Below are 23,855 nucleotides of genomic sequence, written 5' to 3' on the forward strand. Positions count from 1 at the left end.
TTAAGTCAGTTGGGTTTCAGCATTGTGACTGACACACAACTTATCCAAGTGTGGGAGCAGGCAAGCCAGCTCCCACACTGAACAGTGTTGTCAGCTCAATTCGAGCCAGATCGGCGCATGGTCCGACGGCTTTTCCAGCCCACGCAATCCGTAATCCACACCCGCATCCTTGACCCGTGACACCAAGCCATTGGACGCCAGTATCACGTCGATGCGCAGGCCACGCTTGGGCTCATCTTCAAACCCGCGGCTACGGTAGTCGAACCAGCTGAAGCGGTCGGCCACGTCCGGGTTCAGGTGGCGGAAGCTGTCCACCAGGCCCCAGTTCTTAAGGCGCGCCATCCATTCGCGTTCTTCCGGCAGGAAACTGCACTTGCCGGTTTTCAGCCAGCGCTTGGCGTTGTCGGCGCCGATACCGATGTCGATGTCTTCGGGGGAAATATTGATATCGCCCATCACCACCAGTGGCTGGTCGTTGCTGAACTGGCTTTCCAGCAGTTGCTGCAAGTCTTCATAGAAGCGCTGCTTGGCCGGGAATTTAGTCGGGTGGTCACGGCTTTCGCCCTGAGGGAAGTAACCATTCATCACGGTGATCGACTGGCCATGCTCGTCGGCGAAGCTGCCCCAGATAAAGCGGCGCTGGGCGTCTTCTTCGTCGCTGGCAAAGCCTTTGTGCAGGCTCAACGCCGGCTTGCGCGAAAGGAGCGCGACGCCGTAGTGGCCTTTCTGCCCGTGGTAGTACACGTGATAGCCCAGGGCCTCTACTTCGGCCAGCGGGAACTGGTCATCGTGAACCTTGGTTTCCTGCAGGCCAATCACATCCGGTTGGTGCTTCTCGATCAGTGCCGCCAGCTGATGAGGGCGGGCGCGCAGCCCGTTGATGTTGAAGGAGACGATTTTCATGGTCGGCAGTCCAGTCTGGCAAAAGGGCGATGCTAGCCGACAAGTCGGACGGGGGCCAGCGTGGCAGTAGGGCAGATGCGCTGCTAATGTCTGGGAACGACTCGTGCTGCGCAGGTTCGTACTCATAAGAACGCTGCCTTTTGAGTAGCGCCCAGGGAGATTGACGCTATGCCGGACACTTCAACTGCCACTGCCGAAATTCGCCTGCTCAACAGTGGCTACTCTCGCGAAGCCCGCTCCCTGTTGTACCAGGCCTATCGGCATGAGCCGACGTTCGCCTATATCTTTGAAGCCGAGCGGCCGGGTTACGAACAGCGCGTGCGCGCCACCGTGCGCGAACTGGTCAAGCAGCATTTCTTCCAAAAGCTTCCCGCCATCGGCCTGTTCGTCAATGACCGGCTGATCGGCATCGCGTTGATCGCGCCACCGCAACGGCGCCTGGGGATTACCGAGAGCTGGGCCTGGCAGATCCGCATGTGGCTGAGCACCGGCGTGCGGGGTACGCGGCGTTATCTTGAATATCATCATGCCGTGCTCGCGTGCCTGCCGGGGGAATCGGTGCATGTGCTGCCATTGCTGGGCATTCACCCGCAATTCCAGGGCAAGCACTACGGCGAGCAACTGTTGGAGGCGGTGCACAACTGGTGCGCCGAAGACCCGCATTCATCCGGCGTGGTGCTCGATACCGGCAACTCGCGTTACCTGGAGTTCTACAAGCGACAGGGCTATGAGGAAATCGGTGAAGTTGCTGTAGGACCGGTCCTGGAACACGTGTTTTTTCATGCCAACCCCCAGGCGTTACAGGCTGCAACGGTTTGAGACAGAATTATTCAGACAATTCCGGGTTCAAAGAGTCTCCCAAGCTCGTGTAGCATCCGCGCCTATGAAGTTTCCAGGAAGATTTACCAGCGGCTTGATTCTGCTGTTCACAAGCTGCGGCGCCTTGGCGCAAAGCGAACTGGACGTGCGCATCAAGCCCTCAAACGACGCGTTGAAAGCCAATATCGAAGGCTATATCGGCGGGGTAGGCGATCGTGATGAAGAAGCCCTGCTGCGGTTCAGCCGCGGCGCCGAGGAGCAGGCGCGCAAAGCCGCGCAGGCCTTGGGCTACTATCAGCCACTGATCGAAAGCGACGTGAAGGGCGGCAAGAACCCGCGCCTGATCCTCAACATCGACCCCGGCGAACCGGTGCATTTGCGCGACGTGACCATTCGGGTCGATGGCCAGGCCGCCGACCTCAAATCCTTTCGCGTGCCTGCCGGCGACGACCTCAAGCCCGGCGCCGTGCTCAACCACGGCCATTACGAAGACGCCAAGCGCCTGATCCAGAACCAGGCCTCGCGCTACGGTTTTTTCAGCGGGCGCTTTACCCGCCAAAAACTCTCGGTCGACCCGCAGGCGGGTGTGGCCGATATCGAGCTTATCTACGACAGTGGCCCGCGCTACACCATGGGCAAGGTCAGCTTTACCGGCGACACGCCGTTTGATGAAGACCTATTGCAACGCATGGTGCCGTTCAAGAGCGGCACGCCTTACGACTCCGAACTGATCGCCGAACTTAACCAGAACCTGCAAGGCAGCGGCTTCTTCGAGGGCGTGCGCGTGGACGCAGCGCCTGCCGCTTCGGCCAACGATGTGATCCCGGTGGCGGTGCAACTGGAGACGCGCAAGCCACGCACCATGGGCCTGGGCCTGGGGTATTCGACCGACGTCGGCCCGCGCGGCAAAGCCAACTGGACGCGGCACTGGGTCAACCCCCAGGGCCACAGTTATGGCTGGGAAGCCGAACTGTCGGCGCCGCGGCAGAACGTCGGCCTGTGGTATGACATCCCGCTCGACCCGCCACTGACCGACAAGTTGCGCTTTGCCGGCGGCTACCAGAATGAAGAACTGGCCAACAGCGACACGTTGAGTAAATTGCTCACGCTGGGCCCGGAGTGGCACAGCAAATTGCCCAGTGGCTGGACCCGCATCATCTCGCTCAAATACCAGCGTGAAGAATACCGCGAGGGCAACGACTCGGGCCTGAGCAACCTGGTCATGCCGGGTATCAATTATTCCTACCTGCGCAGTGATAACCGCATTGACCCGCACAATGGTTATCGCCTGGCGTTCGACGCCAAGGTCGCCAAAGAGGGCCTGGGCTCAGACACCAACCTGCTTTATGGCACGGCCACGGTGAAAGGCTTGACCACCTTGTGGGACAACCACCGCTTCCTCGGCCGTGCCCAGTTTGGCGGCAGCGCCACCAACGGTTACAAGTCGATACCGCCGTCATTGCGTTTCTTTGCCGGTGGTGATCAAAGCGTGCGTGGTTACGAATACCAGACCCTGTCCCCCGAAAATGATCGCGGCGACCGTATCGGCGGCCGCTACATGGTGGCCTTGAGCGCCGAGTATCAATATTCCATTACCGATAAATGGCGGATCGCGACCTTTATCGACCAGGGCAATTCCTTTAATACCCTCGACCTGCCCAGCCTGAAAACCGGCGTCGGCGTGGGCGTGCGCTGGGTGTCGCCGGTCGGTCCGATTCGCCTTGATCTGGCCCATGCCCTGGAAGACCCGGGCGGCATTCGATTGCACTTTTCCATGGGGCCTGAGCTGTGATGCGTGGTTTGAAAATAGCGGGGCTGGCCGTGGTGGCGGTCCTCGCCTTGATACTGCTGGCGCTGTGGACGGTGCTCGGCACCCAGGCGGGCAGCCGCTGGGCGTTGGGCCAAGTGCCGGGTTTGACCGTGGAGAATTTCCAGGGCCACCTGGGTGGCCAATGGAGTGCCGACCATCTGGTGTGGCAGCAGGATGCCAGCCGGGTCGAACTTAACGCGCCGACGTTTGATTGGTCGCCTGCGTGCCTGCTGCGCATGACGTTGTGTATCAATCAACTGGAGGTGGAGCAGGTCAGCCTGCAATTTCCTCCGGGCACCGAGCAGAGCAGTGGGCCGATTCAATTGCCCGAGTTGAAACTGCCTGTTGCCATCCAGTTGGGCGACGTTCGCGTCGGCAGCCTGTTGTTTAACGGCAGCGAAGAACTCAAGGGCCTGCAACTGGCGGCGCACTGGACCGCCGCCGGCCTGCAGATTGACTCCGTGCACCTGCAACGTGACGGCCTGGTGCTGAACCTCAACGGCTTGCTGCAACCCACCGGAGACTGGCCGCTCAATGCCACCGGTGACCTGAGCCTGCCATACGCCCCAGGCGGCGCGCCTTGGAAACTGGCGCTCAAGGTCGAGGGCGACCTGCTCAAGACCCTCAAGCTTGATGCCGACAGCAGCGGTTATCTGCCCGCCAAACTGACAGGCGAGCTGCAACCCCTGGTGGAAAACCTGCCCGCGCAGTTGCACATCACCTCCGACAGCTTCAAACCCAGCGCCGACCTGCCCGATACCTTGCAACTCAACGGGCTGGACCTCACGGCCAAAGGTGACCTGAAAAGCGGTTACCAACTGCTGGGCAAGGCTGTGTTGCCTGCGGAAAAAGGCCCGGTGGATTTGTTGCTGCAAGGCAAGGTCGACGCCAAAGGCGCGCAGATCGCCGGCCTGGACCTGAATGCCGGTGACAAACAAAGCCTCAAGCTCAGCGCCAACCTGGACTGGCAGCAAGGCTTTAGCGCCGACGCGAAAATCGCCTGGCTGGATTTTCCCTGGCATCGCCTCTATCCATTGATCGACGAGCCGCAGGTCAGCTTGCGCACCTTCAATGGCGAGGTTTCCTACAAGGACGGTAACTACCTCGGCAACTTGAATGCCGACCTCGATGGCCCGGCCGGCAAGTTCAATGTGGTCACGCCGTTCAGTGGCGACCTCAAGCAAATCTTCCTGCCCGAGCTGAAATTGACCGCCGGCCAAGGCAAGGCTGAAGGCCATTTGAATGTGCAGTTCGCCGACGGTATTGCCTGGGACACGGCGCTGGACCTGTCGGCGCTGAACCCGGCGTACTGGGTGGCGGAGTTGCCGGGCACACTGGCCGGGCCGTTGCGCAGCAAGGGCGAGTTCAAGAATGAACAGCTCAAGCTGAACGCCGACCTTGACCTCAAGGGCCGTTTGCGCGGCCAAACTGCTGTGTTGGCGGCCAAGGCCGAAGGCGCGGGTGAGCAATGGACCCTCGCCAACCTGGATATCCGCCTGGGCGACAACCGCATCAATGGCAGCGGCAGCCTGCAGCAGCGGCTGGCCGGGCAGGTCGATATCAAACTCGCGCGTCTGGCCCAGTTATGGCCGCAATTGCGCGGGCAAATCAATGGCCGCCTGGATGTCGCCGGCAGCCTGAAAGCGCCGCAAGGCAAGCTGGACCTCAAGGGCCAGCAACTGGCCTTCGCCGACAACCAACTGCAAAACCTGACCCTCGATGCGAGTTTGGATAACGCCCAGCGCGCCAGGATCGACCTCAAGGGCAGCGGCATCCAGGCCGGTGAGACCCAGGTCGGCACCCTGACCGCCAGCGCCCAGGGCGATATCAAGAGCCAGAAAGTCCAGCTCGACCTGGCCGGGCCTCTGGTCAAGCTCGCCCTGGCGCTGGACGGCAACCTCGACAAGGGCAATTGGCGCGGCCGTCTGGCCAGTGGTGAGGTGCAGGCCGGTGGCCAGGACTGGAAGCTGCAAGCGCCAGCGAAGATCGAGCGCCTGGCCGACGGCAAGCTGACCTTTGCTGCGCATTGCTGGGTCTCGGGCCCCGCCAGCCTGTGCGGTGAAGATCAGCGTCTGATGCCCGAGCCGAAGCTGCGTTACCACCTCAAGCAATTCCCCATCGACAGCCTGGCGGCGTTTTTGCCCAAGGATTTCGCCTGGCAAGGCAAGTTGAACGCCGACGTGCAGCTCGACCTGCCGAACAGCGGCCCCAAAGGCGTGATTGCGGTGGACGCCAGCGGTGGCACCTTGCGCGTGAAAGACAAAACCCAGTGGGTGGATTTCCCCTACGACACCCTGAAGCTGGAAACCACGCTCAACCCCAAGCGCATCGACACCCAGCTCAACTTCCGTGGCGGCAAGCTCGGCGAGCTGCTGGTGCAGGCACAGATCAACCCGCTGCCGAAGAACAAGCCGATCACCGGCAATTTCACCCTCAACGGTCTTGATCTCGCCGTCGCGCGACCTTTCGTGCCGATGGTGGAAAAACTCAATGGCAAACTCAACGGCAGTGGCCGTATTTCCGGTGGGCTGCTGGCGCCACAGGTCAACGGCAACGTAAACCTGGTGGGCGGTGAGGTCTCTGGGCCGGAATTGCCGGTCAGCCTCGAAGGCTTGAATGTGCAGGCGCTGATTGCCGGCGAAAGCGTGCAGCTCAATGGCGCCTGGCGTAGCGGCCAGGTCGGGCAGGGCAGCCTCAAGGGGCAGATCGACTGGGGCCAGGCGCTGGTGGTGGATTTGAGCCTGCAAGGCTCGCAATTGCCGGTCACGGTGGAGCCCTATGCGGTGCTGGAAGTGGCGCCCGACCTCAAGATCAGCTTGAAGAACGACAAGCTCGCGATTGCCGGCAAAGTGCAGATCCCGCGTGGCGAGATCACCGTGCGCGAACTGCCGCCGTCAACCGTCAAGGTCTCGGATGACACCGTGATCGTCGGCAGCCAGACCGAAGAGGGCAAGCCGCCAATGGCGATGGCCATGGATATCGACGTGGTGGTGGGCGAAGACAAGCTCAGCTTCTCGGGCTTTGGCCTGACGGCCAAGGTGCAGGGCCACGTGCATATCGGCGACAACATGGACACCCGCGGCGAGTTGTGGCTCAACGACGGCCGCTACCGCGCCTACGGCCAGCGGCTTGACGTGCGCCGTGCGCGCCTGCTGTTCGCCGGGCCGCTCGACCAGCCGTACCTGGACATCGAGGCCATCCGCAAGACCGATGACGTGACTGCCGGCATCCGCCTGAGCGGCAGCGCCGAGCAGCCGACCACGCAGATCTTTTCCGAACCGGCGATGAGCCAGGAACAGGCGCTGTCCTACCTGGTGCTGGGCCGTCCGCTGAGTACCACCGGCGAAGACAACAACATGCTTGCCCAGGCGGCGCTGGGCCTTGGCCTGATGGGCAGCGCCGGGGTGACTTCGGACATTGCCAATAAGCTGGGCATTCAGGACTTCGACCTCGACACCCAGGGCAGCGGCAACAACACCGCCGTGGTGGCCAGCGGCAAGATCACTGAAAAGTTGAGCTTGCGTTACGGGGTGGGGGTATTCGAACCGGCCAACACCATCGCGTTGCGCTATCTGTTGAGCAAGAAGGTGTATCTGGAAGTGGCCAGCGGTTTGGCCAGTTCCCTGGATATTTTCTACAAGCGGGATTTCTAAAAACCGTACGCGGTAAAACTGTGGGAGCTGGCTTGCCTGCGAAAGCGGCGGCACGGCCAATCAAGAGGTCGCCTGACCCACCGCCTTCGCAGCCTCGCTGAAGCTCGACAGCTCCCACAGGAGATCGACGGTGACTAAGAAATCGTTATTGCCACGTCGCTGGCGCCGTGCACTTTCTACCAAACAATGAAGCTCTAATGTGGGAGCTGGCTTGCCTGCGAAGACGGCGGCACGGCCAATCAAGAAGTCACCTGGCCCACCGCCTTCGCAGCCTCGCTGAAGCTCGACAGCTTCTATCCCATGCCACTTGTCGCGAAAATAGCAAGCAAGCTAATAATTCCATTTGACATTCGCTGCCTAAGCAGTAACATCTTGTCATACATTCACTGCCTAGGCAGTAATAAGGTGACTTCCGATGACCCACTACACCCCTGACAGCTTTCGCAATTGCCACCTCGGCCTGCTGCTGGGCCGTGCTGCGCTGCTCAAGGACCGCATCATCGACACCCATATGGAACCACACGGCGTCACCGCCGCGCAGTTCAAGGTGTTGATCATCATTGCCCAGTTTGACGTCGATACCCCTGCCGAGCTGTGCCGCAACCTGTCCCTGGACAGCGGTTCGATGACACGCATGCTCGACCGTCTTGAGCAAAAAGGCCTGCTGGCGCGCAAACGTTCCGAGCTGGACCGCCGCCAAGTGCAGTTGGTGCTCACCGAAGACGGCCAACGCCTGGCAGACATGCTGCCGCACATCGGCGCGCAGTCGATGAATGAGTTGGCCGGTGCCCTGGCGCCCGGTGAGTTGCAAACCCTGGAAGCCATTCTCACAAAAATTCTGGTAGCTGCCGGTGACGCCATCGTCATCGAGCGGGTAGGTAATCAATGAACACTCGCGCACTGAGCCTGGTGCTGGTGGCAATGACGCTGGCCGGTTGTGCCAACTTCAGCGGCCTCGACACCCAAGGCAAACGCCTCGACGCCAACAGCTTGCAAACCGGTAAGTCGTTGAACGGCGTCACCCTGTCGAACGCTGCGTGGCCAACCGCCGACTGGTGGAAGAGCCTGGGCGACCCGCAACTCGATGGCTTGATTGCCGAGGCCCTGCAAAACAGCCCTGACATGCAAGTCGCCAGCGCCCGCGCCCATCAGGCCGAAGCCGCCGCCTATGCGGCCAATGCCGCACGCTTGCCGACCCTGGATGCCAGCGCCGGCGTGAGCCGCTCGCGCCTGGCCAAGGATCAGGACCCGCGTGGCGAGGGTGATGCCTACGCCACCGTGCGTAACATCGGCGCCAGCTTCAATTACAACTTCGACCTCTGGGGTGGCCAGCGTGCCGCCTGGGAGGCCGCGTTGGGTGAGGCCCGCGCCGCCGAAGTCGATCAGCAAGCCGCGCGCCTGACCCTGGCCGCCAATGTGGCCAAGGCTTACAGCGACCTGGGCCAGGCCCACATCGTGCGCGACCTGGCCAATGACGACCTCAAGCGCACTCGCCAGATGCTCGACCTGAGCAAGCGTCGCCTGAACTCGGGTATCGACAGCGAATATCAATACCAACAGACCGAAAGCCTGGAAGCCAGCTCCCAGTCGCAACTGATTGACGCGGAAAAGCAGCTGCAAAGCGCCAAAATCGCCCTGGCCGTATTGCTCGGCAAGGGCCCGGACCGCGGCAGCGAGCTGGTGCGCCCGAACGTGCTCAAGCCCAGCGCTGTGGCTGTGCCGTCGGTACTGCCGGCCGAGCTGCTGGGCCGGCGCCCGGACCTGATCGCCGCGCGCTGGCGCGTGGAGGCTGCGAGCAAAAACGTGGCCGCGAGCAAAACCCGCTTCTACCCCAACCTCAACCTGAGCGCGAGCGCCGGGGCGGAGTCGTTGCTGGGTGATGCGATGTTTGGGTCGGCCAGCCGTTTCTTCAGCATTGCGCCGACGATCTCGTTGCCGATCTTCGACGGTGGCCGTTTGCGCGCCGACCTCGATGCGCGCGACGCCGATTACGACCTGGCGGTGGCCCAGTACAACAAAACCCTGGTGCAAGCCCTGGGTGATATCGGCAACAGCCTGGTGCAGTTGCGTGAAACCGGGCGCCAGATCCAGGCGCAGCAACACGCCGCAGACATCGCCCAGCAGTCTTACGACACCGGCGTGCAGCGTTACAGCTCCGGCATCGGTAACTACCTGGATGTGCTCAGCATCGAGCAGCAACTGCTGCAAGCCCAGCGCCAGCTGGCGACGCTGAATGCCGCGCAGATCGATCTGTCGATTCAATTGATGCAAGCCTTGGGTGGCGGGTTCAACGCCGATAACGTGGCCGCGACCACGACCCGTCCCGCCACCCGTACGGAATAATTTGAGGTATTTGTCATGGCCACTGCCGAAAGCAACACCCCTGAACAACCCAAAGAAGACAGCAACCCGCGCAAACGCAAAGTCCTGCTGATCGGCCTGGCGCTGATCGTCATCCTGTGTGGTGTGGGCGTATGGGGCTGGTACGAATTTTACGGGCGCTTCAGCGAAAGCACCGATGACGCCTACGTGAACGGCAACGTGGTGGAAATCACCCCGCTGGTCACCGGCACCGTGGTCAGCATCGGTGCTGACGATGGCGACCTGGTCCATGAAGGCCAGGTGCTGATCAACTTCGACCCGAACGACGCCGCCGTCGGCCTGCAAAGTGCCCAGGCTAACCTGGCCCGCACCGTGCGCCAGGTGCGTGGGTTGTACAGCAATGTCGATGGCATGAAAGCCCAGGTCAATGCACAGAAAGCCGACGTGCAAACCGCTCAGGACAATTTCAACCGCCGTAAAACCCTGGCCCAAGGCGGGGCGATTTCCCAGGAAGAACTGTCCCACGCCCGTGACAGCCTGACGGCGGCGAAGAATGCGCTGACCAACCTTGAGCAACAATTGAAAACCACCAACGCTTTGGTGGATGACACCGTCATCTCGTCCCACCCGGACGTGCAAGCCGCCGCTGCGCAACTGCGCCAGGCTTACCTGACCAACGCGCGCAGCACCTTGATTGCACCCGTCACCGGCTACGTGGCCAAGCGCACCGTGCAGTTGGGCCAGCGTGTGCAGCCGGGTACCGCATTGATGGCCGTCATCCCGCTGAACCAGCTGTGGATCGACGCCAACTTCAAGGAAACCCAACTGCGTGACATGCGCATCGGCCAGCCGGTGGACATCGAAGCAGACATCTACGGCAGCGACGTGAAATTCAGCGGCACCGTCGACAGCCTCGGCGCCGGTACCGGCAGCGCGTTTGCCCTGTTGCCTGCGCAGAACGCCACGGGTAACTGGATCAAGATCGTGCAACGGGTGCCGGTGCGCATTCATATCAACGCCGAGGAATTGGCCAAGAACCCGCTGCGCGTCGGCTTGAGTACTGTGGTCAAGGTTGACCTGCATGACCAAAGCGGCCCGGTACTGGCGCAACAGGCCCCTCAAAAGGCTTCGTTCACCACAGACGTATACGACCGCCAACTGGCCGAAGCCGACGCCATGATCACGCAGTTGATCCATGACAACAGCAGTGCCGCCACGCCCAAGGCTGTGCAACGCTAATGAGCAATAACGCCTCCTTCACGCCACCCAGCCTGTTGATGGCCACTATTGGCCTGTCGCTGGCGACCTTTATGCAGGTGCTCGACACCACCATCGCCAACGTGGCGTTGCCGACCATTTCCGGCAACCTGGGTGTGAGTTCGGAGCAGGGTACCTGGGTCATCACCTCGTTTGCGGTGAGCAACGCCATTGCCTTGCCACTGACCGGCTGGTTGAGCCGCCGGTTTGGTGAGGTGAAGCTGTTCCTGTGGGCGACGATGCTGTTTGTACTGGCGTCGTTTCTCTGTGGTATTTCCACCTCGATGCCCGAACTGATCGGTTTCCGGGTGCTGCAAGGCTTGGTAGCGGGGCCGTTGTACCCGATGACCCAGACCCTGCTGATTGCGGTCTACCCACCCGCGAGGCGCGGCATGGCCCTGGCGTTGCTGGCGATGGTCACGGTGGTGGCGCCGATTGCCGGGCCGATTCTGGGGGGCTGGATCACCGACAGCTACAGCTGGCCGTGGATCTTTTTCATTAACGTCCCCATCGGCATTTTCGCGGTGATGGTGGTGCGTTCGCAGCTGAAAAAACGCCCCGTGGTCACCAGTTACCAACCCATGGATTACGTCGGGCTGCTGAGCTTGATCGTCGGTGTCGGCGCCTTGCAGATCATTCTCGACAAGGGCAATGACCTGGACTGGTTCGAATCCAACTTCATCATCATTGGCGCAGCGATTTCGGTGATCGCCCTGGCGGTGTTCATTATCTGGGAGCTGACTGACAAGCACCCGGTGGTCAACCTGAGGTTGTTCGCCTACCGCAACTTCCGCATCGGCACCATCGTGTTGATTCTTGGCTACGCAGGCTTTTTCGGCATCAACCTGATCCTGCCGCAATGGCTGCAAACCCAGATGGGCTACACCGCGACCTGGGCGGGCCTGGCAGTGGCGCCGATCGGTATTCTGCCGGTGCTGATGTCGCCTTTTGTCGGCAAATATGCGCACAAGTTCGACCTGCGCCTGTTGGCGGGCCTGGCGTTCCTGGCGATTGGCTTGAGCTGCTTTATGCGCGCCGGTTTCACCAATCAAGTCGACTTCCAGCACATCGCCCTGGTGCAGTTGTTCATGGGTATCGGCGTGGCGCTGTTCTTCATGCCGACCTTGAGCATCCTGATGTCCGACCTGCCACCGGCACAAATCGCCGATGGTGCGGGCCTGGCCACCTTCCTGCGGACCCTGGGCGGCAGCTTCGCGGCGTCGTTGACCACCTGGATCTGGATTCGCCGGGCGGACCAGCACCATGCGTACATGAGCGAGAACATGACCACCTACGATTCGGCGACCCGCGACGCCTTGCAGGCGCTGGGTGGGGCAGGGCACAAAGCGTACGCGCAGCTGGACCAGATCCTCACCAGCCAGGCGTACATGATGTCCACCGTGGATTACTTCACGTTGCTGGGGTGGATGTTCATGGGCTTGATGTTGCTGGTGTGGCTGGCGAAGCCGCCGTTTGGCGCGAAAGCCGGGCCGGAGGCTTCCGGGCACTGATTTCGGGATGTACGCGGTCAAAAATGTGGGAGCGGGCTTGCTCGCGAAGACGGTGTGTCAGTCGATACATAAGTTGACTGACACACCGTCTTCGCGAGCAAGCCCGCTCCCACATTTGGATCTCTGTTCACATAGGATCAGCGGTGTTTGAGGTTCAGGCCCCAGGCAGTGCCAACTGCGGGTTCACAAAATCAAACGCCGCCAATTGAAACCCTTGCTCATCCACCTGTAACACCCAGCCCTGCTTGTCCCAGTCCCCCAGCACAATACGCTTGGCCGCCTGATCACCAATCTGCAGCTTATGAATGGCTGGGCGGTGGGTATGGCCATGGACCAGGGTGCGCACGCCGAACTGCTGCATCACCTGCGGCACTTCCTCGGGCGTCACATCAACTATGTCGTTGGCCTTCATGCGTGTTTGCGCACGGCTTTCGCTGCGCAGCTTGCGCGCCAGCTTGTGGCGGGTGCTCAGAGGCAGGTGGCGCAGGATGAACAGCACAACCGGGTTGCGCAGGATGCGCCGCAGCTTCATATAGCCGAGGTCGCGGGTGCAGAGGCTGTCGCCGTGCATCAACAGCACAGGCTCGCCGTAAAACTGCACGACACTCGGGTCCTTGAGCAAACGGGCGCCTGCTGCTCTGCAGAACGCTTTGCCGATCAGGAAATCGCGGTTGCCGTGCATGATGAAAATCTGGGTGCCGCTGTCGCTCAGCTCACGCAGAGCCTCGCCAATCGAACGCTGGAAGGGGGTCATGCCATCATCGCCAATCCAGGCTTCAAAGAAGTCCCCCAGAATGTACAACGCCTGGGCGCCACGGGCGCGGCCGTGGAGCAGATCCAGAAACGCCCGGGTGATGTCCGGGCGCTCCTCTTCCAGATGCAGATCTGAAATAAGCAATATCACGCTTAGATGATCTCGGCTTTCTCGACGATAACGTCTTCTACCGGAACGTCCTGGTGACCGGCTTTACCGGTGGTCTGCACGCCTTTGATCTTGTCGACGACGTCCTGGCCTTCGGTCACTTTACCGAATACCGCGTAGCCCCAACCCTGCACGTTCTTGCCGCTGTGGTTCAGGAAGGCGTTGTCGGCCACGTTGATGAAGAACTGCGCAGAGGCCGAATGCGGCTCCATGGTACGGGCCATGGCGACGGTGTACTTGTCGTTGGAAAGGCCGTTGTCCGCTTCGTTCTGGATGCTTGGGCGCTTGTCTTTCTTTTCTTTCATGCCAGGCTCGAAACCGCCGCCCTGGACCATGAAGTTACCGATCACGCGGTGGAAAACGGTGTTTTCGTAGTGGCCGGCGTTTACGTATTCGATGAAGTTGGCGACGGTGATCGGCGCTTTCTCGGCGTTCAGCTCGATGACGATGTCACCGTGGTTGGTGGTCAGTTTGACTTGAGTCATGGTCGTTTCTCTTTCAAGGAATTCGTGGGTGTAGACGCCTGCAGCGCCTTACCGGTTTGGCAAAACTTCGGCCAAGGCGCGCAGTTTAGCGTGCCCGGCAGGAATTTCGAGGTGGTTTTTTACCGCCGGTGCATTAAATGCAGCAGTTTTCGGCCTCGCTCTGTCAGGTACTTGACAGCATCAGCTATGATATCGCCTTTGTTTTATCTGGCCTGACCCGGCCACGTACCTGTCTGTTCAAGGATCCTATGAGCAAGCCCACTGTCGACCCTACCTCGAATTCCAAGGCCGGACCTGCCGTCCCGGTCAATTTCCTGCGCCCGATCATCCAGGCGGACCTGGATTCGGGCAAGCACACGCAGATCGTCACCCGTTTCCCGCCAGAGCCCAACGGCTACCTGCACATCGGTCACGCCAAGTCGATCTGTGTGAACTTCGGCCTGGCCCAGGAGTTCGGTGGCGTCACGCACCTGCGTTTCGACGACACCAACCCGGCCAAGGAAGACCAGGAATACATCGACGCCATCGAAAGCGACATCAAGTGGCTGGGCTTCGAATGGTCCGGTGAAGTGCGCTATGCCTCCAAGTATTTCGACCAATTGTTCGACTGGGCCGTCGAGCTGATCAAGGCCGGCAAGGCCTACGTTGACGACCTGAGCCCGGAACAGGCCAAGGAATACCGTGGCACGCTGACCGAGCCAGGCAAGAACAGCCCGTTCCGCGACCGTTCGGTGGAAGAGAACCTGGACTGGTTCGCCCGCATGCGCGCCGGTGAGTTCCCGGACGGCGCCCGTGTACTGCGTGCCAAGATCGACATGGCCTCGCCGAACATGAACCTGCGCGACCCGATCATGTACCGCATCCGCCACGCCCATCACCATCAAACCGGTGACAAGTGGTGCATCTACCCCAACTACGACTTCACCCACGGTCAGTCGGACGCCATCGAAGGCATCACCCACTCCATCTGCACCCTGGAATTCGAAAGTCATCGACCGCTGTACGAATGGTTCCTGGACAGCCTGCCGGTACCGGCGCACCCGCGTCAGTACGAATTCAGCCGCCTGAACCTGAACTACACCATCACCAGCAAGCGCAAGCTCAAGCAACTGGTCGATGAAAAGCACGTGCACGGCTGGGACGACCCGCGCATGTCCACGCTGTCGGGTTTCCGTCGCCGTGGCTACACGCCAGCATCGATCCGCAACTTCTGCGACATGGTCGGCACCAACCGTTCCGACGGCGTGGTTGACTTCGGCATGCTCGAATTCAGCATCCGCCAGGACCTCGACGCCAACGCCCCGCGCGCCATGTGTGTGCTGCGCCCGTTGAAAGTCGTGATCACCAACTACCCGGAAGGCAAGGTCGACAACCTCGAACTGCCACGTCATCCGCAAAACGAAGCACTCGGCGTGCGCAAGCTGCCGTTCGCCCGTGAAATCTACATCGACCGCGATGACTTCATGGAAGAGCCGCCAAAAGGCTACAAGCGCCTGGAGCCAAATGGCGAAGTGCGCCTGCGTGGCAGCTATGTGATCCGCGCCGACGAAGCAATCAAGGATGCCGATGGCAACATCGTAGAACTGCGTTGCTCGTACGACCCGGACACCCTGGGCAAGAACCCGGAAGGCCGTAAAGTGAAAGGCGTGATCCACTGGGTGCCGGCTGCCGCCAGCATCGAGTGCGAAGTGCGCCTGTACGATCGCCTGTTCCGTTCGCCGAACCCGGAAAAGGCCGAAGACAGCGCGAGTTTCCTCGACAACATCAACCCTGACTCCCTGCAAGTACTCACTGGTTGTCGTGCCGAACCCTCGTTGGGCGAAGCACAGCCGGAAGACCGTTTCCAGTTCGAGCGCGAAGGTTACTTCTGCGCGGATATCAAGGACTCGAAACCTGGTCAGCCGGTATTCAACCGTACCGTGACCTTGCGTGATTCGTGGGGCCAGTGATTCAGTCTAAGGAATTGTCGTGCTAACGATTTACAACACACTCAGCAAGACCAAAGAAGTCTTCAAGCCGCTGGATGGCAACAAGGTGCGCATGTACGTGTGCGGCATGACCGTGTACGACTACTGCCACATCGGCCACGGCCGCAGCATGGTGGCCTTCGACCTGGTGACCCGCTGGTTGCGGTTCAGCGGTTATGACTTGACCTATGTGCGCAACATCACCGACATCGAAGACAAGATCATCAACCGGGCGCGCGAGAACGGCGAACCGTTCGATGTGTTGACCGAGCGCATGATCACCGCGATGCACGAGGATGAAGCGCGTCTGAACATCCTGAAACCGGACATGGAACCGCGTGCCACGGACCACATTCCGGGCATGCTGAGCATGATCCAGACCCTGATCGACAAGGGTTACGCCTACGCCCCGGGCAATGGCGACGTGTATTACCGCGTCGCCAAGTTCATGGGCTACGGCAAGCTGTCGCGCAAGAAAATCGAAGACCTGCGCATTGGCGCTCGCATCGAAGTCGACGAAGCCAAGCAGGACCCGCTCGACTTCGTGCTGTGGAAAGGCACCAAGCCGGGCGAGCCGAGCTGGGAGTCGCCATGGGGCGCCGGGCGTCCGGGCTGGCACATCGAATGCTCGGTCATGTCCACCTGCTGCCTGGGTGACACCTTCGACATTCATGGCGGCGGCAGCGACTTGGAGTTCCCGCACCACGAAAACGAAATCGCCCAAAGCGAAGCGGCCACCGGCAAGACCTACGCCAACGCCTGGATGCACTGCGGCATGATCCGCATCAATGGCGAGAAGATGTCCAAGTCCTTGAACAACTTCTTCACCATTCGCGACGTGCTGGAAAAGTACCATCCGGAGGTTGTGCGTTACCTGCTGGTGTCCAGCCACTACCGCAGCGCCATCAATTATTCGGAAGACAACCTCAAGGACGCCAAGGGCGCCCTGGAGCGTTTCTACCACGCGTTGAAAGGCTTGCCATCCGTGGCGCCTACCGGCGGCGAAGCCTTTGTGGCCCGCTTTACCGAAGTCATGAACGACGACTTCGGCACCCCGGAAGCCTGCGCCGTGCTGTTCGAGATGGTGCGCGAGATCAACCGTCTGCGTGAGAGCGATCTCGATGCAGCGGCTGGCCTGGCGGGGCGCTTGAAAGAACTGGCGAGCGTGCTTGGGGTTCTGCAAATGAAGCCCGAGGACTTCCTGCAAGCCGGCGCTGAAGGGCGTGTGGATGCGGCTGAAGTGGACGCGCTGATCCAGGCGCGTTTGGCCGCGCGTACCAATAAAGACTGGGCGGAATCCGACCGTATCCGCGACCAACTCACCGCCATGGGCGTGGTGTTGGAAGACGGCAAGGGTGGGACGACGTGGCGGTTGGCGGATCAGGTCTGATCGGTAACGGCTGAGTAAAAAATGCCCCGACTGGTTCGGGGCTTTTTTTAAGTGTTTTTTCAGCGGGGCTGGGCAGGTTGGTGGCTTCGAGGGCCGTCACGCAATGGTTAGGTGCCTCGGATTTTTTCTATGGCGAACGGGTTTTTCCTGATAGCAGGCGGTTTGGCGTTCTTTCTAATTTGAGGGGGACGGTTCTCAGGATGAGGACATTTTCAGCCATCTCTCTATAGAGTAATGAATATGCCAGTCTCCATGTTGCTGCAACCTGTACACGAAACCCCCTCTGTTGCACCGGTGAATGTGCTACCGGCCCGTTCTGACCTTTCCCCTCCGCTCAGCCCTTCAAGCCAAAGCACGGCATCTGCCCAATCCTCCCCGTTGCAGGAGGGTCAGCAACGCTCTCTCGAATCGTCACGCTCAGGCATGCACAAGGCGTTGGAGTCTGGCGAGCAACCCGCAACCTTGAGGCAGCTGGCGCTCGGTGCTGCAGTGCAGGAAGGCGCCGGCCTGCCACGTCAGAAACGTGAGTCTTCGCAGATACCCCTTAATCCGCCGCACAGGACGTTGGGCATTTTGGGGGCTCCGACTTCTCACGCTGAAACCGCGGACCATTTCCTGCAGACAGACATTATTTCGCTAATATCAGGTGTGCCTGATGCAGCGGTGATGGTGCCCGAGCACTCGCTGATTTCGCAGCCGTTCAAAATCTACAAACATGTTGTGAATAAGCTGGAGGTTATGGCGTGGCTCAGGGGCAAGGGTTTTTTCCTCGATTCGGTCATTATCAGCAAACAGGGTATTTCGGGGTTTGTCTCACACAAAGGTGAGGTCGCGTTCAAGAGCTATACCTTGCAAGACAATTCCGGCTGGTGGCAGGTCAGCGGCCGGCTCATGAGTGTGCTTGAAGCATTGGACCCCCTTAATAAAGGTGTGCCTTACGTAAATGAATCCAGCCAGAACATTTCCCGAAATGTTGCGATGAGGTTTTATGGGGTAACCCCAGCGACTTCCCCGCGAGAAGCGCAAGCCTTGGTAACCGCTACTGAGGCGGGTTGGCCCGCGCTCTCTACGGCGCAAACGCGCAGCCGCCAACTCGCGCTTGAGCGGGGCAAACGCGATATTGACCAGCAGGATGATCGGGACAACCTGGCAGATGCTTTGGAAGACGCGGCCAAAGGCTTGGTGGACAGCGAAAGGCTGGCATTGTCGGATATAGATTTTGAGGTCTCACGCACAAACCCGTTGAAGAACGATGACGATGCCCGTGCACGCTTGGACGCGTTCGTGGCGCGCCCCGAGGTTCGAGCCATTATTAAGGAAATGGCAGAAAATTTGCCGGACCAGCCACTGCGTGTGTATGAAGGCAAACTGCAGGTATTGCAGCCTATATCGCAAAAGTGGCAGGACGTGCCTGATGGCGAAGGCTGGACTCCAGTGTTGAAAACTGAATTGGCAGCGATTTCGGAGTTGACCAAAAAACTGGGGAACGCGCTTTATACCGAGGAACGCCACGATTTGCGTCAAGTGGCGATCTCCATGAACCTGGGGCCAATTGAAAAGGCAGGTGAGGCTCGGGCGGCTGCAAATTGGTTGAGAACCCGCTTTGCACCGCCCGCATCGATCGGAAATTATGCGACGCTGCTCCCTCAAGAGTGGGCTCCCGGAAGCTTGTCGGACGCCAACAAGCAGACACTGGCGGCGTTAGCGACGGATCAGAAGTATGGCGCCAATACGATAGGCACGGTGATGGGGCGCCGTATCGTGACCGATGTTGACCCGGGGCAGGCCGCTTCCAAGGCCGAAGAAATCTGGGTGCAGTTGCTCAATACGCCAGAGGCTCAAGCCTGGGGCAAGGAGCTCGCAAATGCAGTGGGTTGGTATAAGAAAGGGGTCAATTGGGAGGTGTCGGCTTTGGACCAAAAAAAGCTGGTGGCCGCCACTATCATGCTCAGTGTGGACTCGAACGTGCCGGGCGTTCCGGGCACCGCTGCCGGGTATAACTTTTACGCGCCGAAAAACATGGGGCGTGAGTTAGGCTCAATACGTAAAGACTTTGAAAAATACCTGACGGAAAAAAAGGGCGTGAGTGCGCGCGCAGCACCCTTGGTCGCTCATCTTTTTCTCGCACATGCCGCACCGGAATTTCTGGTGAAGCCTGATCTGCAGCAATTGGCAAAAACCCCTGGGCCATTGCGTGTGCCTGTGGATCAGATCCGCCTGGGGAGCCCGGCGTGGATGACGCTCGCCCTGGGGAGCGCTTTGGCCGAAGTGTGGGGCGGAGCCGGCTCCAGCCGCGGTATGAATGTCAATGAGCTTGGTGCACTAACCAAACTGGAGGGCGTTCTGCCCGAACATAAGGCTCTGGCGGTTGCGCTGGGTACCAGGGTTTCGCTGCAGATGGGTGTGATGAGCGGGAGTGTAACGCCACGCCCTGATGGCAAATACACTCCCGAGGACTATCGCAAGGCAACGCAAGGCATTACCCAGAGCAACACAGTGGTCGAGCATTCGATCAAAACTCTCGGCACGGCGCCACCTACTCGCACCAGCCTGGCAATAAAGGCGCTGAAGGAGGCATTTCCGGAATTGACGGGCGCTGAGCTCGAAACTATCACCTTGAGAAAACCCGCGACCAAGTTTACCCAGTGGGGGCAGGGCACAAACGCCAAACGGCCCACGTTGCTTGAGGCTTATGCAACGGGGGATTTACACGAGGGATGGTTTGGCTTCTCGCATCCGCACGTGACGCAAGCGCAGTTTGAGTCACGGATAAAGTCACTCCCCAAAATTGCCGATCAAGTAACCGGGGCAGTTGACCGCTATCTGCATGATGTCAAAGGCGCGATGCCTGGCCTCATGAAGATGACCCTTGCGAACTTGCCCTTAGAGGACCGGCAGGCGCTGGAGTGGGGCACGGTCAGCGTCTACAGGTTGCGGCGCGAAACCGGTGAATCACAACCGCAGGATGCCGCCAAGGGCAATAAGGTCGCTGAAAACCGAGGGTGGCACGGCGTATTGCTGTGCAGTGAATACGAGGGGAAAAAGCGTTATTACGAGTATTTTCCGACCTCCGGGACAGTCATTAACCGGACCGCCGATCTTTCAAGGTCGGATCTGAAACTTGACGGCCGGATTCAAACCGTGAATGAGAGCGTCGGCAGGTTTAACACAAAGCGGGTTCGCTACTTGCGAGGCTCGTCCCAACCGTTTGACTTCGAGGCTTACCTGACGGGCCAGCCCCCACGCCCCGGCTACACGTCCAACGCAATCCTTTCCAAAGTAGGGACTTCGTTGGCAGCATCAGCTACCAAAGGGCATGGTGAAAAACCTGAGGACTGGGTGCCTGATACCTTCAACTCCGCCAAGACCCAAGCAATTATTGACACTATCCTTCACGGTAACTACATCGGTAACTACAGCGGGCATCGTAAAGAACTCATCAGTCATGCAAATGCGGTACTGCCCAGCGAAGACACCGCCCGGGGTTACATTGATCGGCTGATGACAAAGGAAAACGGTCGGGCACTGGTTTCGATGATTTCGTTCGTCGGTCCTATAGTCAGCATGATTGAAGGCGACGTTAAAGATGGCTTCAAAGGCTTGCTGATCGATGTGATGTCATTCGCCGGTACTGGAGGGTTACAGGCCGGCTACAAAGCCTGGAAGGCAGTACGTTTGGCTTCAGGGCTAAACGGTCAGATGTTTCGTTCTGCGTTAAATACAGAGGGTACTGCGTTACTTCGTGGCATATTCAATCCTGCAGAAGGTTTTCTTGGGCTGGCGAGTCAGCCCGGCAATCTTTTGAAATTCTTGCAGCGCACCCGCAAAGGCGTGCCCACGAAAGTAGGGATGGGGATTTTTGTACCCGCTGATGTTTTCGAAAAAGCCCGTTTCATCCAGGATTCCACACCTGTCTTTTCCGAGATGCTGAGGGCAGCCTCCGCAACGCCGCCGAAGGTGCAGGGTACTGTCAGCCAGGTTACCCTTGAGGCCATCCAGGAAGACGGCCAGTGGTATGCGATTGATCCCCGCAGTGACCAGCCATTCGGTGCCCCTCTGGTTGGCTTTGTCCCCGCCGCTGCTTGATACCTTGGGCTAACCTGTGGGAGGCGTTTGCTCCCACAGGTTTTTCAAGATGATCGAAGATTAGCGAGCTGCTTTCCGAGCGGCAACCCTAAAACGCTGCCGGAAAATTCCGTGCGATTTTGCTTGCTCCTGCACTCAACTTGGCAATACATCCCGTGGTGCTCTGTGTTACCTGTATGCATAACGCGTTGTCTGCTGAATTGAAAACGCCCCGAGCAATCGGGTTTTTTCTCGCAGTTGTCTGCGCGACGGTTTCAAAGGGCTGTGTACTCCAACGGTTGGTAACAATTCCATGATGACGGGTGCGGCGAGCCTACATTGGGTATGGAACTGTCAACGTCTGCTCTACCACAGAATGCGTCGGAGCCCAGTGAGGCTCGTCAATCAGTCGGAGAGTTAAAGATGTTGAACTCAGCTGTGACAGGGATGATGGTCAGAGGCGTTGGTTATGCGCCAACTGTGGGGCGGTCGGAATCCGGCCCTGTTGTATCTGCAGCTGACATGGCTGCGGTTAAGCAATTGCTCAATGAACTGTCTCTCGCGACGCCCCCTGCCAAGGCACAGGCAGCGCGAAATCTGTCTGGCAAGTTAAAGTCGCTTCACGACAAGGCCGGTAGCGGCATGTTCAAGAACAATCTCAATGACCTGATTCAAACCCTGGATGGCCGCATAGCATCGCAGACGGCAGTTAGCCAGCCCATGCAGCAAGTTTCCCCGCAGACAAGTAGTTCACCGCTGCCTAGAAAAAAACGCGACCTTGACCAATATCGCGAATTTTTCAATAAACCCACACTTCGTACGCCGCACTATATAAACAACCAGGCATACAGTGCGCCGATCAGCCGGTATGACTACTACACAGATACAAGTAACCCCGGTAGAAGGCCCGGAGTAGGCAATGAACACGGCAATATCTGGAATGGTTTTTATCAGGGGCCGAACAAAGCGAACTGCACCACGGTTTCGTCAATAAAGGCCGCAATGATGAGGTTTGGTCAGAAACCCTCCGATATTTTCACCCAAGTGAAAGTGTCGGGCGATGGCTATGACGTAACGATGCGAGACGGGTTCAGGCTCTATCTTTCCAAGAATGAGTTAGCGGACGCCATCTACAGATCCGATTTTCGTGGCTCGGATAATGCGATGCTGGCGGATGCTTATTTTTTGTATGCCGTAAGTGCAAAGCGGGCGCAAATCGAAAATAACAAAGGTTATGCTGGACGGGGTTTCGATAGTGCTTTGTATAGCATCAACAATATGGGGTATACGTATGATGGGCTGCGGCGTTTGGGTTTGAGTGATCACATTCGACACACCACCGCTGAAAACTTGGCGTATGGGCAGTTGGGTATTGTGGATCACTACGTCACCAACTTTGTAGGCGCGGTCTTCTCTCATTCTCTTGCGGTGGTTAACGGGCGAGAGGAGGTTTGGGGTAATCAGGGTTGGTATCCGCCAGCTGATTCATACGCGCTGGCCCTTGTCTGAACCGGGTAATCTACGTTTCATGGTTTGATGTGTTTTTCCAGTCTTTACGGTATCGATTGATTGGGTCCTGTCACTCGATACCGGCTCTGAACAAATCCGTTCTGCGACACGCAGGTGTCGATATGGCGGAGTTCATGCTCGCTGCCGACCATGCTGAACAACGTAATCCCTTGCCCCAGCAGCAGCGGAATTCGGGTAATGATCAATTCATCGATCAAGCCCGCTTCAAGAAACGACTGAATGGTCTGCCCGCCGTCGATATACAGATGCTTCATGCCGCGCTCGGCCAACTGCTTGACCAGTGTGCCCACATCCGCCGCCAGCACTTCCACCTTGCCCTGTAGATGCGCGGGAATCTCCAGCGCCTGGTGAGACAGCGCGATCACAGGCAAACCCTCATAAGGCCACTCGGGAAAGGACAGGACTTTCTCCAAAGTCTTGCGACCCATGACCAAGGCATCAACAGTGGCGATGAAGTGTTCATACGTCACGCCATTCAAAGCGGCGGTTTCGTATTCGGGGCGGTGAAGCCATTCAATGTCACCGTCAGGCCGTGCAATGAAACCGTCAACGCTGGCTGCGATAAATACGGAGCACTTGATTTCCATGTGGGTTAAATCTCCTTTTTCCTGCTTGTTTTGACGAGCGCCGAATCGTAGCTTTAGATAGCCCCACGACTCAACTCATGACGAAAATGGCAGTGATTAAAATGGATTGTATTTTCTGCAGCATTGTCCGCAAAACCGCGCCGGCCCACATTCTGTGGGAAGACGACCAGCACATGGCCTTCCTCTCGATCTTCCCCAACACCCCGGGTTTCAGTGTGGTGATCCCCAAGCAGCATTACGGCAGCTATGCGTTTGCGCAGTCGGATGAAGTGCTGGCGGCGCTTGCGGTGGCGGCGAAGAAGACGGCCTTGCAGATCGACCGGGCGTTTCCCGATGTGGCGCGCACGGGGCTGATCATGGAGGGGTATGGCGTGGACCACCTGCATGCGAAGTTGTTTCCCATGCACGGGACCGGGTCGGACAGTAGGTTCAAACCGCTGAGCTCGAAGGTGGACAAGTTTTTCGAGGCCTATGAAGGCTATATCTCGTCCCACGACCATGCGCGGGCGGATGATGGTGCACTTGCGGAGTTGGCGAAGCACATCAGATCTTTTGCCTAGCGAGAACCCAATGTGGGAGCGGGCTTGCTCGCGAAAGCGGAGTGTCAGTCACTATATGTGTTTCTGATACACCG

At 59.0% G+C, this 23,855-nt stretch carries 16 protein-coding genes; 12 read left to right on the top strand and 4 right to left on the bottom strand.

Features of this window, described 5'->3' with window-relative positions; all coding sequences use genetic code 11:
• Positions 1–90: 90 nt before the first annotated feature.
• Entirely contained in the window at positions 91–903 is an 813-nt protein-coding gene (gene xthA / locus AB4P94_RS18110; protein WP_395606737.1) for an exodeoxyribonuclease III, read from the bottom strand.
• Positions 904–1,071: 168 nt separating this feature from the next.
• Here xthA and AB4P94_RS18115 point away from each other — a divergent pair, with 168 nt between their 5' ends.
• The 7 genes from AB4P94_RS18115 to AB4P94_RS18145 all read left to right on the top strand — a co-directional run bounded on the left by AB4P94_RS18115 (position 1,072) and on the right by AB4P94_RS18145 (position 12,275).
• Positions 1,072–1,722, top strand: coding sequence for a GNAT family N-acetyltransferase (locus tag AB4P94_RS18115; RefSeq protein ID WP_395606738.1), 651 nt, complete (start codon positions 1,072–1,074; stop codon positions 1,720–1,722).
• A gap of 64 nt (positions 1,723–1,786) precedes the next feature.
• Positions 1,787–3,514, top strand: coding sequence for an autotransporter assembly complex family protein (locus AB4P94_RS18120; protein WP_395606739.1), 1,728 nt, complete (start codon positions 1,787–1,789; stop codon positions 3,512–3,514).
• Entirely contained in the window at positions 3,514–7,185 is a 3,672-nt protein-coding gene (locus tag AB4P94_RS18125; protein WP_395606740.1) for a translocation/assembly module TamB domain-containing protein, read from the top strand. The genes AB4P94_RS18120 and AB4P94_RS18125 overlap by 1 nt, the downstream gene beginning before the upstream one ends.
• A 415-nt stretch (positions 7,186–7,600) precedes the next feature.
• Positions 7,601–8,074: a MarR family winged helix-turn-helix transcriptional regulator gene (locus AB4P94_RS18130; protein WP_395606741.1), complete on the top strand. Its 474-nt coding sequence runs from the start codon at positions 7,601–7,603 to the stop codon at positions 8,072–8,074.
• The gene (locus AB4P94_RS18135; RefSeq protein ID WP_395606742.1) at positions 8,071–9,528 is read left to right on the top strand and encodes an efflux transporter outer membrane subunit; all 1,458 of its coding nucleotides are present in this window, start codon (positions 8,071–8,073) and stop codon (positions 9,526–9,528) included. Before AB4P94_RS18130 ends, AB4P94_RS18135 begins: the two co-directional genes overlap by 4 nt.
• 15 nt (positions 9,529–9,543) lie before the next feature.
• Positions 9,544–10,746 (top strand): efflux RND transporter periplasmic adaptor subunit, encoded by a 1,203-nt coding sequence (locus AB4P94_RS18140; protein WP_395606743.1) that lies wholly within the window; start codon positions 9,544–9,546, stop codon positions 10,744–10,746.
• Positions 10,746–12,275 carry a DHA2 family efflux MFS transporter permease subunit gene (locus AB4P94_RS18145; protein WP_395606744.1) on the top strand — a complete coding sequence of 510 codons (1,530 nt, stop codon included), beginning with the start codon at positions 10,746–10,748 and terminating at the stop codon, positions 12,273–12,275. The genes AB4P94_RS18140 and AB4P94_RS18145 overlap by 1 nt, the downstream gene beginning before the upstream one ends.
• Before the next feature lie 154 nt (positions 12,276–12,429).
• Here the strand turns inward: AB4P94_RS18145 and lpxH are convergent, their stop codons facing one another.
• Together lpxH and AB4P94_RS18155 are read right to left on the bottom strand one after the other, a co-directional pair.
• Positions 12,430–13,179, bottom strand: coding sequence for a UDP-2,3-diacylglucosamine diphosphatase (lpxH, locus tag AB4P94_RS18150; protein ID WP_395606745.1), 750 nt, complete (start codon positions 13,177–13,179; stop codon positions 12,430–12,432).
• A 2-nt stretch (positions 13,180–13,181) separates the two neighbouring features.
• Positions 13,182–13,682, bottom strand: coding sequence for a peptidylprolyl isomerase (locus tag AB4P94_RS18155; protein ID WP_017734190.1), 501 nt, complete (start codon positions 13,680–13,682; stop codon positions 13,182–13,184).
• A 248-nt stretch (positions 13,683–13,930) separates the two neighbouring features.
• Here AB4P94_RS18155 and AB4P94_RS18160 point away from each other — a divergent pair, with 248 nt between their 5' ends.
• The 4 genes from AB4P94_RS18160 (at position 13,931) to AB4P94_RS18175 (ending at position 22,613) form a co-directional block, all read left to right on the top strand.
• Positions 13,931–15,631 carry a glutamine--tRNA ligase/YqeY domain fusion protein gene (locus AB4P94_RS18160; protein WP_395606746.1) on the top strand — a complete coding sequence of 567 codons (1,701 nt, stop codon included), beginning with the start codon at positions 13,931–13,933 and terminating at the stop codon, positions 15,629–15,631.
• A gap of 19 nt (positions 15,632–15,650) precedes the next feature.
• The gene (cysS, locus tag AB4P94_RS18165; protein ID WP_395606747.1) at positions 15,651–17,039 is read left to right on the top strand and encodes a cysteine--tRNA ligase; all 1,389 of its coding nucleotides are present in this window, start codon (positions 15,651–15,653) and stop codon (positions 17,037–17,039) included.
• Between the two features lie 423 nt (positions 17,040–17,462).
• Positions 17,463–21,125, top strand: a complete 3,663-nt coding sequence (locus AB4P94_RS18170; protein ID WP_395606748.1) for a hypothetical protein — start codon at positions 17,463–17,465, stop codon at positions 21,123–21,125.
• A 402-nt stretch (positions 21,126–21,527) separates the two neighbouring features.
• Positions 21,528–22,613 carry a hypothetical protein gene (locus tag AB4P94_RS18175; protein ID WP_395606749.1) on the top strand — a complete coding sequence of 362 codons (1,086 nt, stop codon included), beginning with the start codon at positions 21,528–21,530 and terminating at the stop codon, positions 22,611–22,613.
• Between the two features lie 44 nt (positions 22,614–22,657).
• Here AB4P94_RS18175 and AB4P94_RS18180 read toward each other — a convergent pair whose 3' ends face one another.
• Positions 22,658–23,221 (bottom strand): dihydrofolate reductase family protein, encoded by a 564-nt coding sequence (locus tag AB4P94_RS18180; protein WP_395606750.1) that lies wholly within the window; start codon positions 23,219–23,221, stop codon positions 22,658–22,660.
• A 101-nt stretch (positions 23,222–23,322) separates the two neighbouring features.
• Between AB4P94_RS18180 and AB4P94_RS18185 the strand changes: the two genes are divergently transcribed.
• Positions 23,323–23,781 carry an HIT family protein gene (locus AB4P94_RS18185; protein ID WP_395611356.1) on the top strand — a complete coding sequence of 153 codons (459 nt, stop codon included), beginning with the start codon at positions 23,323–23,325 and terminating at the stop codon, positions 23,779–23,781.
• Positions 23,782–23,855: the final 74 nt, after the last annotated feature.

Source organism: Pseudomonas sp. B22129 (assembly GCF_044218875.1).
GTDB lineage: Bacteria > Pseudomonadota > Gammaproteobacteria > Pseudomonadales > Pseudomonadaceae > Aquipseudomonas.

Coding starts and splice junctions, on each gene's coding strand:
- AB4P94_RS18160 (WP_395606746.1), top strand. CDS start 13,931: ATGAGCAAGCCCACTGTCGACCCTACCTCGAATTCCAAGGCCGGACCT.
- AB4P94_RS18125 (WP_395606740.1), top strand. CDS start 3,514: ATGCGTGGTTTGAAAATAGCGGGGCTGGCCGTGGTGGCGGTCCTCGCC.
- AB4P94_RS18155 (WP_017734190.1), bottom strand. CDS start 13,682: ATGACTCAAGTCAAACTGACCACCAACCACGGTGACATCGTCATCGAG.
- AB4P94_RS18115 (WP_395606738.1), top strand. CDS start 1,072: ATGCCGGACACTTCAACTGCCACTGCCGAAATTCGCCTGCTCAACAGT.
- AB4P94_RS18175 (WP_395606749.1), top strand. CDS start 21,528: ATGTTGAACTCAGCTGTGACAGGGATGATGGTCAGAGGCGTTGGTTAT.
- xthA (WP_395606737.1), bottom strand. CDS start 903: ATGAAAATCGTCTCCTTCAACATCAACGGGCTGCGCGCCCGCCCTCAT.
- AB4P94_RS18145 (WP_395606744.1), top strand. CDS start 10,746: ATGAGCAATAACGCCTCCTTCACGCCACCCAGCCTGTTGATGGCCACT.
- AB4P94_RS18185 (WP_395611356.1), top strand. CDS start 23,323: ATGGATTGTATTTTCTGCAGCATTGTCCGCAAAACCGCGCCGGCCCAC.
- AB4P94_RS18135 (WP_395606742.1), top strand. CDS start 8,071: ATGAACACTCGCGCACTGAGCCTGGTGCTGGTGGCAATGACGCTGGCC.
- AB4P94_RS18170 (WP_395606748.1), top strand. CDS start 17,463: ATGCACAAGGCGTTGGAGTCTGGCGAGCAACCCGCAACCTTGAGGCAG.
- AB4P94_RS18120 (WP_395606739.1), top strand. CDS start 1,787: ATGAAGTTTCCAGGAAGATTTACCAGCGGCTTGATTCTGCTGTTCACA.
- AB4P94_RS18180 (WP_395606750.1), bottom strand. CDS start 23,221: ATGGAAATCAAGTGCTCCGTATTTATCGCAGCCAGCGTTGACGGTTTC.
- AB4P94_RS18130 (WP_395606741.1), top strand. CDS start 7,601: ATGACCCACTACACCCCTGACAGCTTTCGCAATTGCCACCTCGGCCTG.
- AB4P94_RS18140 (WP_395606743.1), top strand. CDS start 9,544: ATGGCCACTGCCGAAAGCAACACCCCTGAACAACCCAAAGAAGACAGC.